The following is a 14482-nucleotide window of genomic DNA, read 5'->3' on the forward strand; positions in this document are numbered from 1 at the left end:
TTCAGTCAGCATGACACATAGGCTTTTCGTAAGTAGGGACACGGCATTGCCGTGTCCTTCTTCGTGTCAACAACTAGGTTCAACCCGCAGTCCGGCAAGGGTTGAAACCCCTGCCTCAAAGCTAAAGTCCTCTGAAGAGGACTGAAAAACTCATTAGTCCTCTTCAGAGGACTTTAGCTATTAGACAGGGAATTCATTCCCTGGCGGTCTGGCGGACTGGCGACTGTCAGCGGCGAGTTATGGTTGAGGTAAAACTCTAGAATCTGGAAATTAACAGAGGCCAGAAGTACGATCGCCCTTTTGAAGAGAAATGTATAGAAATAGAAACGCGATCGCAACTTTATTTGTTTTACCCTCCGATAACTCCCCATCTCCCGATGGTTTCCCAACTACGCTTCAACTATCAAAGTAATGTTGTCAAGTCTCACGACGCCAACAACTTCACCGGGTTGCAAAGTTATTTCTCGTTAGCGAAGCCCTCAAAGAGGATCGCACTTCGCCGGCCACCAACTGTTTTGGAAACGAACGCGACCGCATTCTTGAGGGCTAATTTGTTCATCTACGATCGCTGTTTCAACATCGTTAATAGACATAGCTGCTTGCTCCTGAATATAAACTCGACTTGATTTGTGCGGATGTCAGAAGCTTGTCTGTCAACTTCCCCTCCACACTCAACAGTGTCACTTATGATTATTATTTGAGCGGTTTATACAGTATTTTAGGCATTTATTATCGAATTTTATGCGATATAAATCAAGCCATAGAAGACCATCAAATATCAGAAATAAAAGCCACTAAATTTTTGCAAATTATAGCGAAAAGCAGGGAACATAAAAACGGTAAACAAGCTAATCTGGAATTCGGGAAAGTTAACGCTGCAATTAATATAGGTTTTTGTCAAATAGAAACGCGCGAATTATAATCAGCTATGGAGATATTTGTCAAGCTGAAAAAAATGCGGGACTAAATCGGGAGTAATAGCTATTCGATCGATGTCGGGTTAGCTTTCCTCAACTCCTGTGTCGGAGCAAAAAAGAGGCGGAAGATATCGCCGAAAAACTTTATGCCGATCGGGAAAACAGTCAGTTGGTGGGTACGGGATACAAATTAGTTTTTCTCGCCGCCACTTATCACAACCTGCCAGAGACAGAGAAAGCTTTGAGCTTGTACCGCCAAGCGATCGCCCAGGCCGACCAAAACCAGTACAGCACCATCAAAGCCAAAACTCTCAGCGGTACAGCCGCGCTGCTGACACAAAGTAAATGATTTCCTGGAATGTTCTTGTAAATTCCGGTAAAGTCTGGTACTATAGTTTGAGAACAAAAATACCACCTAGCGATGACCAGATATGTCACACCGCGAGAAGCTTGCAAAATCCTGCAAGTCTCAGACAAAACCCTTAGAAACTGGGAACTTGCCGACAAAATATCAGCAATCAGAACTCCCTCCAACCAGCGACGCTACGACATCGACAGCGTTCTCGGAACCGGACACGACCGAATTACAGCCATCTACGCCAGGGTCAGTAGCTACAAACAGCGCGAAGACCTCGATAGGCAAGTCAGCTACCTCCAAAACCTCTACCCGCAAGCCAAAGTCTTCAAAGACATCGGAGGCGGACTCAACTTCAAAAGAAAAGCGCTGCTTGCCCTTCTGGGACAAGTCATGTCAGGAGACATCTCAACAGTTGTGGTGGGACACCAAGACAGACTGTGCCGGTTTGGTGGCGATCTTATCAAATGGATCTGCGAGCAAAACAATTGCCAACTCATGGTTCTCAGTAGAAACGAGCTGTCTCCAGAACGAGAAATGGTTGAAGATATCCTTGCCATCATCCACGTCTTTAGCTGCCGACTCTATGGTTTGCGAAAATACAAATCTGCTATCAAAGAAGATTCGAGTTTACCCGGAAACCAAGCTAGCAGCGAAGTGGAGGACTTGGATTGCAGCAAGTAGATGGTGTTATAACCAAGCAATTGCTATCCTGAGAGACGAAAAAATTGGCAAGTACGATTTAAGAAAGAAAGTGATGGACTCGGCTCCCAAGTGGGTGTCAGAGCAGCCTTATAATCCCCGAGAAATGGCAGTGTTTCAAGCTTTTGAAGCACACAAGGCTGCGAAGAAAGTCAAAGGAACGGCAAAGTTTAGGAGCCGTTTCGACACATCTCAAACTATCCGGTTCCAAACATCTAACTGGAAGTTAGGTACTTTTTACCCAAATTCTACCAAAGGACTAAGTTTTAAAGCATCAGAACCAATCGTTGAGGTAATGCAGCACGAACCAATACTCAGCTTAATTAACAGGCAGTGGTTGATCGGCTATGCGATTGACGCACAAGTAATGAAACCAATTAATAGCGATTTGGTTGTCGCGCTAGATCCGGGTGTCAGAACTTTTCTTACTGGTTTTGATGGTAGTGACTTCATCGAAATAGGAAAAAACGATATCGGTCGTATCTATCGCCTAGCAAGGCATCTAGACAAATTAATGTCCCGTATTGGAGTAAGTAAAGGGAGAGAGTTCAAGCGACTAAGGTATTGCCTGCGAAAATCAGCCGCCAAAATCAGGATCAAGATTAAAAACTTGGTCAATGAATTGCATAAAAAAGCTGCCAAATATCTAACAAGCAAGTACAAGTTAATTTTTTTGCCAACCTTTGAGACGCAACAAATGGTCAAGAAAGGTAAACGTAGGTTGGCGACTAAAACGGCTAGAGCGATGGTTACATTGAGTCATTATCGTTTCAAGCAAATGTTGAAGCATCAAGCCACCAAGCACGGTGGTGTTGTAGTAGACGTAACGGAAGAGTATACATCTAAAACTTGCTCAAAATGTGGACATATCCATACTAACTTGGGTGGATCTAAAATCTTTAAATGTCCAAAATGCGGACACACCCTAGAAAGGGATAAAAATGGCGCTTTCAATATTTTGTTGAAAGCTTTGAGAGATACCTCCTTGACAGGAGAGCTTGCTGCTTTTTCTGTCTTGCCATACACGGTTATTCCGGGATTAGTCCGGGATTTACCGGGTTAAATGTATCTGTACCGAGAACGGGGAGAATTTGACCAAGCCCTGCCGCACCATCCAGAAGCAATCGAAATACCCGATCGAGCCAGCGCTAAATTAGACCGAGCCGAAGCTTGCTCTCAACTAGCACTAACAGAACAAAAACTTGGTAACATCGAGAAAACCCAAGAAAATTTTGACCGCGCCATTCAACTGTTCAGCGAAATGGACGCTAGCAAACAAGTAGAAAAAGTACAGTTAGCCGCGACAAAAAAACTGAAAAAATACCTAATTAATCGAGCAAGAAATCAGAAAATAGATACAATAAACGAAAGAACAACCATAAACTTTGTAGATATGAAACTAAAACGATTGGGACACGTAGCCGTCTGCGTGCAAGACATAGAGAAGTCTGCTGAATTCTACCGCAACTTGGGTATGGAGTTAGTCTGGAAAGATCCAGACTGGGCTTATTTGAAAGCAGGAGAGGACGGATTGGCGCTGTTGAGTCCGAGTTACGACCAAGCAGGGCCGCATTTTGGGTTTGTATTTGACGATCGTACCGAAATGGAATCCGCCTACGAACAACTCAAAGCCGATGGTGTTTCCGTCACCCACATCCACGAACACCGCGACGGTACTGCATCCTTCTACGGCAGAGATCCCGACGGTAACGGCTTCGAGTACCTTTACGAACCGGCCTGACGATTCTAGGGCTTACGAATCAAAACCCAAGAAACCGGGTTTTTAGCGGTTTCTGCCAGTTGCAGTGCGTCTTTTCGAGAAAAACCCGGTTTCTGACCACGTGCGCGAACTAAATTAAGTAAGCGCCCAGAAAAAAATAGAATACCCAGATACCCGGTTGGGCGTTCCTTCTTCCGTTCCCGGAACATCCCTACAACTCCCCGAATAATCTGAGGTACTTACACCGACGCTTCTCAAGTAAGGTGCAGACTCTGAATCCGAAATATATCCACAACTTCCGAAAATCGGCTCGATAATCTAAAATCTAAAATCTAAAATCTAAAATCCTCATGTTGCAGAGAATACAAGTCAGAAACCGCTGGAAATCAATCTTCAAACCTTGGGAAGAAGCAGACCCTTGGCTCTTCGCCGCTTGCATCGCCCTCACCATCTTCGGGGGAATCATGATCCGCAGCGTCGAAATCAACCAGGGGCTGATCGACTGGTGGCGACACTGGGTAACTGGGGCAGTTGGTTTGTTCCTCGCCATCATCATTTCCCGCTGCCGCTACCAAATACTGCTGGAGTGGAAATGGCCGATTTACATATTAATCAATTTGTCGCTGATCGCAGTGCGTTTTATCGGTACTACAGGACTCGGCGCCCAGCGGTGGATCAACATCGGCGGCTTTTACCTGCAACCGTCAGAATTTGCCAAAGTAGGCATGATTGTCACTTTAGCAGCTCTCCTGCACGACAAGACTGTTCCCACGGTGGGTAATATGTTGAGGATGCTGGCGATTATGGCTGTACCCTGGGGATTGATCTTTGCCGAACCAAATTTAGGTACTTCCTTAGTCTTCGGCGCGATCACAATTGGGATGTTTTACTGGGGTAATGTAAATCCCGGCTGGCTAATATTGCTATTCTCTCCTCTAATCTCTGTTCTCCTCAATAACCTGTCTACACCGATTTGGGTAGCCTGGGTAGTTCTTGCGGGTATTATCGCTTGGCGAACCCTGCCTTGGCCTTGGCTGGGGACTTTCGGTGCTGTGTTGGTGAACGTTGTTTCTGGACAAGTCGGACAGCTTTTTTGGAATGTACTCAAGGATTATCAAAAAATGCGCCTGACAGGGTTTTTAAACCCGGAGAAAGACCCTTTAGGCAGCGGATATCACTTGATTCAATCTCGGATTGCTATTGGGGCCGGGGAACTGAAAGGCAGGGGTTTGTTTCAGGGAACGCAAACTCAGCTTAACTTTATTCCCGAACAGCATACAGACTTTATCTTTTCAGCTATTGGCGAAGAATTGGGGTTTATTGGCTGTATTTGCGTGCTGTTTATGTTCTGGTTAATTTGTTTCCGGTTGGTGACGATCGCTCAAACTGCTAACGATAATTTTGGTTCTTTGCTGGCGATCGGCGTACTGTCAATGTTGATTTTTCAGGTGTTCGTAAATATTGGAATGAACATTGGCTTGGCTCCGGTTACGGGCATTCCGCTGCCTTTCCTGAGTTACGGGAATGCCTCGCTGCTGAGTAATTTTCTCGGCCTGGGACTGGTAGAGGCGGTGGCAAGCCAGCGACAGCGCAAAAAGCGTTGGAATTAGGCCATTGGTAATGGGTTTTGGGAATGCGATCGCCCTTAAGTTTTCGAGGCGAGGAGGGCGATCGTATTTTTTTTCGATCGACCTAGCCGCATCTAAATTTTACGTTTCCTGAGCCGAGCCTTTAGGACAGTCAAGTTTGATAAAATTCTTGTACGGTGCGCGCGAGAACCAGCCAAAAAATAAAATTTAGAGGCCAAACAGCTTAAGTATATCAACTTAATTAAACCACTTCTGACGCAAACAATAAATGCTTTTATGCGCTATGGGTAAGCCACTCTCTGTGCAGTGGAGACCCTACTGAGGACGTTCTTAATCGCTGAAACCATTGCCATTATTACATCTTTTTTTCTTCTTCCTTCCTGCTTCCTGCTTCCTTCTTCCTTCTTCCGACGGACATCGGACTGACATCCGTTACATCCGTTACATCCGCTACAAAATCCGTTGCCGAACTTCCTTCGCCCCTGATTACTCGTTCATATTCTTGTACGTAGCAACAGCCGAAGGCGAACTCCGGTTTAAATAACGGAATATCCAATACTTAAATACCGTATCCAAGATCACTGGAAACGTCGCAATGAACAAAAATATGAACTGCCTATTTTCTGGCAGTCCCAAATGCCTCGATAAACCTTCGAGAATTACTTCCCAACCATGAGGCGAGTGAAATCCGACAAACACATCTGTAAACAAAATAATTACGAAAGCTTTCGCACTGTCGCTGAGGCCGTAAATCACATCGTCCATGAAAGACTTTAAAATCTCAATCTCTTTCTTGTTAGTGACGATAATCGCGGCAAAGGCAATGCAGGAAATCAAATCGGCAAAAATATTTTTAATAGCTCCACCACTTTCAGATCGGTATTCCTCCGCTAGTTCAACTGCTTTCTCGGCAATCTTCTTTTCCGTTTCCTCTAAAGAAAGCGACGGAGCAATGCCGATTAACCTTTCAAATTTGAGGTGTTGCTCAAATCTCTCCAGCTCTTGGAATGCTTCTTCTTCCAGGTTAACATTTATGAAAATTGGAGCATTTTCTTTGCCTCTAAAATGGTCAACTACCGGGCCGACTAAAAAGTTTTTGGCAATTTGATTCGTCAACAGCGGAACTAAAATCAAAAGCAAAATAAATCTGAGAGAAATAATGGTTTTTACTTTGGAATTGCGAAAATTCTTGACTACTTCTTTTTCAGCTCCCGGATCTAAATCTTTAGTGATTCGATTCAAAGTTCCCAAAAGCGATCGCGGTAATAAATTCACTTCTTCATAGTTAGTGTCAACCTCACCATCGTGAATTTGAACAGAATTAGCTGAACCTTTATTTTTTTTGTCAGGTGGAGAGCTGCTATTTGTAGATTTTGCCTGCACATTTACTGAAGTGACAACCGGAACAATTGCCGTCGATCTACTATTATTAATATACTTGTCGATGACTCCATCAATAAACTCTAGCTTCTCAAATATAAGGGAGGCTCTATCTTTATTGTTGAGATGTAATCCGTGCTGGTGATGATCCGCGCTGTGCCCCGTTTTTGGTTGGGCCCCCACTCGCTCCGGCAGTTCCAAAAAAGAACGGCTAGCATTAAACTCAACCATTCGGGTTTGGATGACCTTGAGGTATTTTTGCAGTTCGGATTTAAAGTAAGACAGGGTGCTTTGTCCGTATTCTCCCGAACGATCGGAGATTGCTTGACCGCCAAAATGCTCGTCTTCGATCGCCTTAATTGCTAACGCAGCATCGTAGGCCTGTTCGAGAGCCCTCTCAGGCGTTTCTCGATACCATTGGTGAAGGCTGTAGAGATATTTTACAATCCTGTACCACGGAGAAGTATTCATAGCTAAAGCTGGTTAGTTGGCTGTAGACATTAGTGATTAAAGTATTCACAGTATGGTAACAAATTTACATAAATTGGGAACCGAGGTCTCGGATTCAATTTGGATTGTCGGATCTGCCCGCAGCGGTAAAACCACTCGTTTAGTCGAGCAGTTCTGCATTTGGAGCAAAACGGTCAAGCCTTTGCCCACAACAGTTTCAGGGCGATCTAGTTCCGGGCGGCGGCGGGCTGGACAAACTGCCCCAGCAATTTTAGTCTTAGCAGCTAACGGAGACAACCGGCTAGAATTGGCCGATCGCATCGCCGTCGCTACCGAAGGAAAATATACCTTTCACTCCACAACGCCCTTCGGTTTTTTTGAGCAGGAGGTATTGCTATTTTGGCCGCTGCTAGTTCAGTCGCTGGATTTGAGGGCTCAATTTCCCCTGCGGCTGCAACCTGAAACAGAACTGGAACTTGCCGCGAGACTCTGGCGTCGCGAACTAGACGAAGGGATTTTGCAAAAAACAGGGGTCAGTCCAAACCGAATGGTGCGTCGAACACTAGACTTATTACAACTTGCTGCTGTCAGCGGTACGCCGAGAGAAGAGATTCCCAGCATTCTGGAACAGGGATTTGCTGGTGACAGCGGCTCGAACAACCTGTGGACTAGCATGGGAGAGTTGCTGGAAAGGTGGCGGGAGTGGTGCTTGACGCGGGGGCTCCTGACTTACGGGATTGTTTGCGAACTCTACTGGCGCTATTTGTTGCCGGATGCCACCTACCAGCAGCATTTGGCCTCTAGATATCAAGCTGCGATCGCAGACGATGTTGACGATTATCCCGCGATCAGTGGCCATTTGTTCGATCGAATGCTCGACTTCGGTGCGGCGGGGGCGTTCTCCTACAACCCAGATGGAGGAGTGCGTTTGGGCTTGGGGGCTGATACGGAATACCTAGCCAGACTCGAAAGCCGCTGTCAAAGCGTGGTAAATTTGGACGCAAAAGCCGGTTTAGCCCCAGAGATTGGAGATTTAGCGGTAAGTTTAGCAGTTAATACTGAGGGCTTTTATCCTTTAGGCTTGAGTTTGCCCGGTAAAGTTCGATCGCTCCAAACCACTTCCCGGGCTCAACTGCTGCGAGAAACCGCCGAAATCATCGTGGATGCGGTGAAGTCACAAGCCGTGGAACCCCAGGAAATCGCCGTAATTGCCCCTGGGATGGATGCGATCGCCCGTTACAGTTTAACGGAAATTCTGGCGCGACATAATATCGCCGCCGTATCTCTCAACGATCAGCGTCCCCTCTCGGCTACCCCAGAGATTCGAGCTTTACTGACTTTGTTAGCCTTAGTTTATCCCGGACTCGGCCGTTTAGTCGATCGAGACGGCGCAGCCGAAATGCTGGTAGTGTTGGGCAGCCAGAAACACAGTTCATTGGAAACAGAAGATTCCAACTCGACGTTCAATCTAAAATCTCAAATTCACAATCAAAAATCGATCGACCAAGTGAGAGCCGGTTTAATCGCCGATCACTGTTTTTGCCCAGATATCGATCGACCTCAATTGCTGCCCATTACAGCCTTTCCCCGGTGGGACAGAGTGGGACACCGAGCAGCCAGGGCCTACGATCGCATTGTGGAGTGGATCGAACAACAGCGATCGCAACAGCAGGAGCGGCTGTTGCCGAGTCCAATTGCCCTACTCGATCGAGCAATCCAGAAATTTCTCATGAACGACAGATACCTGCCCTACGATCGGCTAGCAGCCCTGCGCGAGTTAATGGAAACCGCCACCCACTACTGGGAAATCAACGGGCGAATGCAGCGCGTAGAACCCACAAACGGCGGCGACTCAGAAACGATCGCCCGGTTCATCCAGTTGTTGCGCCAAGGAACCGTCACCGCCAACCCCTTTCCAGTGCGTCCCGAAGGCCCAGCAGCCAGGGCCGTCACCCTCGCCAACATTTTCCAGTACCGCAGCAGCCGCCGCGCCCACAAATGGCACTTTTGGCTGGATGCCGGCTCGCCCCTGTGGCTGAGTGGTGGTGCGGCGACATTGTTTGGTGCTCCCTTATTTTTGCGATCGCAACTGGGGCGCCCCTGGGAAACCGAAGAGGAAACGGCGGCAGACCAACAGCGGCTGCGGCGAATTCTGCTAGATTTGTTAAGTCGCTGTTCCCTGCTTTACCTTTGCCACAGCGAACTATCCGTCAGTGGACAAGAACAAACCGGGCCGCTTCTGCCCCTAATTAACAGCTCTGTTTCTTGTCAGCAGTCAGCATAAGACAGTCGGCTTCTGCTGGCAAGGGGCACATCTGTATTCAGCCTTCGACATTCGGAAAGAAAAAATTCTGACGGCGAAGATTTTTATTTATTCGGCTTCTGGATAAATACACTGGGCTGACTCCCAGCCGGAATTCTAGGTTATATATCGAAGTGGCGCGATATTAAAGTATACCCAACCTAGGCATCAAAACGTGCAATCATTAATATTTTGATATCAAAAGATGCCCCGCTTAAAAAATATCTATAGCCGTTGCAGTTTTGATTTAGTATGTTAGAAATGATGGGGTTATTAATCAATTTTAAGCCAGATTTGTGGCAACAAACTGATACTAATCAGTTCTTAAAGTTAATCGGGATCGTCGTCGTTTAAAGGAGCCAAAATAATGCCAAGTGCAGTGCCAGCAGTAATTATACCACCAACACCAACACCAGAACCACCTCCAACACCAGAACCACCTCCAACACCAGAACCACCTCCGACGCCGCCAACACCTCCAACCCCAGCACCACCTCCAACACCTCCAACACCTCCCTCCGGGGACGACACAATTGGCGACATAGACGACACAGGGGGCGGAGGCCAAGGTACCTCGCCCGGAATCATCGGCGGCGTAGTCCGCGGCACAGAAACCAACGACTCCTTAGTTGGCAGTCCCGGGCCCGACGTGATTTCCGGGCTGCAAGGCAACGACAACCTCCAAGGAGCCGACGGTGACGATTTAGTATTCGGGGGCGATGATGACGACGTGCTGTTCGGCGCGCCAGGGAACGACGTTCTCGACGGCGGTTCAGGACTCGATACCGTGTACGGAGGCAAAGGCAACGACTGCCTCGACGGGGCAAATAACCCTGACCTGCTGTACGGCAATGACGCCAACGACACGGTAATCGGAGGCGAAGGCAGAGACACGGGTTATGGGGGAAAAGGCAGCGACAGCTTGCGTGGGGGTTCTGGCGACGATAGCTTTTTGGGCGATCGAGGCGACGACATCCTGTGGGGCGACCAAGGCAACGACTCGCTCTTCGGTGGCGACGGCGAAGACTTGCTATTTGGCAACGAAGGAGGCGACTGGCTATACGGAAACGCCGGCGGGGACACATTTTTTTCCGGCGACGGCGACGACATCGTATTCGGCGGCGACGGTGATGACATCGTGGACGGCGGTGCTGGCAACGACGTTCTTTGGGGCGAAGCAGGCAAAGACATAATCGCAGGAGGCGAAGGCAGAGATGTCTTCGTTATCGGCGCCTTCAGTTCCCCCAGCGGCAGCAGCGACGGCACTAACCCGGCATTTCTCACCACAGGCGGCCCCGATATCGCCGATGCCGACATTTTCACAGACTTTCGCCAAGGCGAAGATTTAATCGGGTTAACCGGCGACCTCAAGTTTGAAGATTTGGTAATCTTCCAAAGCACTGAGACGAAAGCCGGCAGTACGATTATTCGCAACGGCGTCAGCGGCGACTTTTTAGCAGTATTGCCTGGAGTAGACAGCAGAACCCTAGGGCGAAGCTCATTTGTAATTGCCCCCACAGTTCCCGGCAGCGCAACTCCCCTTCCCCTACCGACACCGACAGGAAGTCCGACACCGACAGGAAGTCCGACACCGACAGGAAGTCCGACACCGACAGGAAGTCCGACACCGCCCACACCGACAGAGCCGGTGCCGACGTTCCCGACGCCGACAACAGGAAGTCCGACGCCGACAGGAAGTCCGACGCCGACAGGAAGTCCGCCGCCGACGTTCCCGACGCCCATCTTTAACCAACCTCCAAGAGCAGTTAACGATAACTTCACCACGGTTGCGGGTAAAGAACTCAGTTTCAACGTTCTGTTGAACGACACTGACCAGGAACAAAGCGCTCTGACTGTCACGACTTTTACTCCAGCAAGCAAAGGGAGCGTGAGTCCCGTGGGCGGTGGCGTATTCAAATACACCCCGAATCCGGGCTTTTTGGGTACTGACAGCTTCAGCTACTCGATCGCAGACGGCAGCGGCGGCACAAGTAAGGCGGTAGTAACCATCAACGTCAGTAGCCCGCCGCAGCTAATAATTAACGACGGTGTGGTGGTTGCCAAAAGTAATCCTATCCAGACAATCACTGCCGCCGATTTGTTAGTCACAGATCCCGACAACAGCCCCTTGGAAATCGTTTACACGATTACTAAAGCTCCCGATGCTACCAGAGGTTTTGTCCAAAGGGGTAGCACCTTTCTCAACGTGGGCGGCAAATTCACCCAAGACGATATCAATAACAACATCGTCAAATACAACTTGCTGGCAGCAGGTGGCAGCGACACTTTCACGTTTACAGCCTCCGACGGATCTGCAACTATCGGGCCGACATCCTTCAGCATCACGGTGGTAGATAATATTGTCGATCGCAGCGCACTCCCGGCCAGCAGCTTTACAGGCAGCAACCTCAGCGACTTCATCCTCGGCGGGGCCGGCGACGATACCCTCTCTGGGGGCGACGGCAGCGACATCATCGATGGCAGTGTCGGCAACGACGTCGTATTCGGTGAAGCAGGCAACGACTCGGTGGTGGGTGCGATCGGCAATGACACCGTTGACGGCGGACTGGGCAACGACACCGTTGACGGCCAAGACGGCATAGACTCGCTGATCGGCGGGCTGGGCAACGACCTGATGTTCGGCGGCAATGACAATGACAACCTCTTGGGCGGTGACAACAACGACACCATTGACGGCGGAACAGGCAATGACTCGATGTTGGGAGAATCCGGCGAGGACTCGATACTTGGTGGCGCCGGGATTGACACCTTACTTGGTGGCATTGGCGACGACTCCCTTGAGGGCGGTGCAGGCGACGACATCCTCGACGGTGGACTGGGCAGAAACTTGGTCGATGGCGGTATCAATAACGATTCCATCTTGGGCGGCGACAACGATGAAACGATGTTGGGTGGACAAGGCAACGACACGGGACTCGGAGGTTCGGGCAATGACTACGTGTTGGGCGAGGCCGGCAGCGACTCCCTCGACGGCCAAGCGGGCGACGACACTCTCGACGGCGGTGCCGGCAGCGACTGTCTCAGCGGCGCCTTCGGCAATGACTTGGTATTGGGCGGCGATGACAACGACTCGCTTTCCGGCGGTGCAGCCAATGACATTTTGGGTGGCGGTGTCGGTTCTGACTTGCTCACCGGCGATGCTGGCAATGATTTCTTCTACTACGAAACTCCCAGCGAAGGCGTGGACGTGATTGCTGACTTTAACGCTAACGGCAGCGAGACCGACAGATTCTTGTTCAGATCGTCAAATTTCGCGGGTTTAACCAACTCAGGAACTACTCTCGATTTCACCAGTTTTATCGTCAGGAATATCGGGTCTAGCGGCGACGACATCAGCAAGCAATCAGTCATTTTGTTTGAATCTAAATTTGATAACGCTCAAGCAGTAAATGCAGTGTTGAAGAATCAAAAGGGTTCGAGCAAAACAGGAGCTTTCTTCGTGTACCTGAACAATACTTTTAACAAGTACGTTCTCGGCTTCGACCCGAATGTGGCAGATGACAGTCTCCCAGCTTTCGATTTGGGAGTGTTGAATTCTATTCCTACAGTGCCGGGAGCCCTCAGCACCGTCATTACTGCATCTGACTTTAAGTTTATTTAGTAGTTAGTTTTTGAGTAGCGTCGCAAGGAGTCGGAACAATGCCAAGTGCAGTACCAGTAGCTTTTCCCCCACCGTCGCCGTCCCCGGCACCGTCGCCGTCCCCGGCACCGTCGCCGATGACGGGGACTTCAACAGGGATGACGGGGACTTCAACAGGGATGACGGGGACTTCGACAACGATGACGGGGACTTCGACAGGGATGACGGGGACTTCGACAACGATGACGGGGACTTCGACAACGATGACGGGGACTTCGACAGGGATGACGGGGACTTCGACAGGGATGACGGGGACGGGCCCGGACATTTCGATCACCCCGGTGCCGCGGCCACCTCTGACAGTTCCAACCCCTCCCCCACAGCCACTTTTTGTCGATGGCTTAGTTGTCGCAAATGACGGCAGTAACTATTTAATCGGCAGCTTGTTCAATGACACGATTTCCGGGCGCGGCGGCGACGACACGCTTCTGAGTCGGGACGGAGACGATATAGTCAGGGGCGAAGACGGTAACGATTCTCTCAACGGCGGCGCTGGTAAAGATATTGTTGAGGGCGGGCGCGGCAATGACACGGCGCGGGGCGGCAAAGGCGATGACTTGGTTTCTGGCGACCAAGGCGATGACCTAGCTTTTGGCGACCAGGGGAACGATGTTGTCTTGGGTGCTGAAGGCAACGACTCGCTGTACGGCGGTAAAGGCAATGACTGTCTGCGCGGTGGTGGCGAGGACGACCTGATTTTTGGCGACAAGGGCAGTGACACCCTTTTTGGTGACACTGGTAACGACTGCCTGATCGGCGCTCGGGGCAATGATATTTTGTTGGGCCAGGAGGGCGGGGATGTCATCACCGGCGGTGTTGGTAACGATACTGGTGACGGCGGCGAGGGTGATGACCTGATCTTCGGGGGCGACGAGAATGATTCTTTGTCTGGAGATGCTGGGGATGATGTTCTTTCGGGCGATCGCGGATCGGATACTCTGACAGGAGGCGACGGATCGGATATCTTTGTTCTCGGTAGGGTGGGCACGTCGCCGGGTAGCAACGGGTTTCTCACTACTGGCGGCAGCGAAATCGGCGATGCTGATGTAATTAGAGATTTTAAGGCGGGAGATTCGATCGGTCTGGCTGGAGGTCTGAACTTTACAGAGTTAGAAATTTTCCAGGGCCAAGGCTCGAATTCTAGCAACACGATTATTAGGGACAGGCGAACTGGGGAATTTTTGGCGGTGTTGATTGATGTTCGATCGAACTCGCTAGATGAATCTCGGTTCACTACAGGTCAAATACCCCGCGTAAACGACAATCCCTTCACCATTGAGGGGACAACTCCTTCTAGCGGCGGGACAACTCCTGCGGGCGGCTCGACAGCTCCTGCGGGCGGCTCGACAGCTCCTGCGGGCGGCTCGACAGCTCCTGCGGGCGGCTCGACAGCTCCTGCGGGCGGC

At 49.8% G+C, this 14482-nt stretch carries 11 protein-coding genes and 1 pseudogene; 9 read left to right on the top strand and 3 right to left on the bottom strand.

Annotated features, from left to right (window positions below):
- Window positions 1-479: 479 nt before the first annotated feature.
- A complete protein-coding gene (locus QUB12_RS37455; protein WP_445252021.1) occupies window positions 480-593 on the bottom strand; it encodes an NfeD family protein in 114 nt (37 codons plus the stop codon).
- Between the two features lie 53 nt (window positions 594-646).
- On the opposite strand from QUB12_RS37455, the gene QUB12_RS01265 reads away from it, so the two are divergent.
- The 6 genes from QUB12_RS01265 (at window position 647) to rodA (ending at window position 5304) form a co-directional block, all read left to right on the top strand.
- Entirely contained in the window at window positions 647-922 is a 276-nt protein-coding gene (locus tag QUB12_RS01265; protein WP_333143244.1) for a hypothetical protein, read from the top strand.
- 164 nt (window positions 923-1086) lie between these two features.
- Entirely contained in the window at window positions 1087-1266 is a 180-nt protein-coding gene (locus QUB12_RS01270) for a hypothetical protein (protein WP_333102998.1), read from the top strand.
- Between the two features lie 72 nt (window positions 1267-1338).
- Window positions 1339-1956: an IS607 family transposase gene (locus QUB12_RS01275; protein WP_333143243.1), complete on the top strand. Its 618-nt coding sequence runs from the start codon at window positions 1339-1341 to the stop codon at window positions 1954-1956.
- The gene (locus QUB12_RS01280) at window positions 1859-3037 is read left to right on the top strand and encodes a transposase (RefSeq protein WP_333143242.1); all 1179 of its coding nucleotides are present in this window, start codon (window positions 1859-1861) and stop codon (window positions 3035-3037) included. The genes QUB12_RS01275 and QUB12_RS01280 overlap by 98 nt, the downstream gene beginning before the upstream one ends.
- A 330-nt stretch (window positions 3038-3367) precedes the next feature.
- Window positions 3368-3715 carry a VOC family protein gene (locus QUB12_RS01285; RefSeq protein ID WP_333103068.1) on the top strand — a complete coding sequence of 116 codons (348 nt, stop codon included), beginning with the start codon at window positions 3368-3370 and terminating at the stop codon, window positions 3713-3715.
- Between the two features lie 329 nt (window positions 3716-4044).
- Window positions 4045-5304 carry a rod shape-determining protein RodA gene (gene rodA / locus QUB12_RS01290; protein WP_333305101.1) on the top strand — a complete coding sequence of 420 codons (1260 nt, stop codon included), beginning with the start codon at window positions 4045-4047 and terminating at the stop codon, window positions 5302-5304.
- A gap of 465 nt (window positions 5305-5769) precedes the next feature.
- On the opposite strand, the gene QUB12_RS01295 is transcribed toward rodA, so the two are convergent.
- Window positions 5770-7134, bottom strand: coding sequence for a proton extrusion protein PcxA (locus QUB12_RS01295; protein ID WP_333305103.1), 1365 nt, complete (start codon window positions 7132-7134; stop codon window positions 5770-5772).
- 52 nt (window positions 7135-7186) lie between these two features.
- On the opposite strand from QUB12_RS01295, the gene QUB12_RS01300 reads away from it, so the two are divergent.
- Window positions 7187-9397, top strand: a complete 2211-nt coding sequence (locus tag QUB12_RS01300; protein WP_333305105.1) for a recombinase family protein — start codon at window positions 7187-7189, stop codon at window positions 9395-9397.
- Window positions 9398-9782: 385 nt separating this feature from the next.
- Entirely contained in the window at window positions 9783-13037 is a 3255-nt protein-coding gene (locus QUB12_RS01305; RefSeq protein ID WP_333305107.1) for an Ig-like domain-containing protein, read from the top strand.
- On the opposite strand, the gene QUB12_RS01310 is transcribed toward QUB12_RS01305, so the two are convergent.
- Complete coding sequence (locus QUB12_RS01310; protein WP_333305109.1) at window positions 13030-13344, bottom strand: hypothetical protein; 315 nt, start codon at window positions 13342-13344, stop codon at window positions 13030-13032. The two genes, QUB12_RS01305 and QUB12_RS01310, sit on opposite strands and share 8 nt — an antisense overlap.
- Before the next feature lie 13 nt (window positions 13345-13357).
- On the opposite strand from QUB12_RS01310, the pseudogene QUB12_RS01315 reads away from it, so the two are divergent.
- Window positions 13358-14482, top strand: a pseudogene (locus QUB12_RS01315) (calcium-binding protein); the annotation flags it as partial.

It is taken from the genome of Microcoleus sp. B7-D4 (assembly GCF_036705125.1).
In the GTDB taxonomy this organism is placed as follows: domain Bacteria; phylum Cyanobacteriota; class Cyanobacteriia; order Cyanobacteriales; family Microcoleaceae; genus Microcoleus.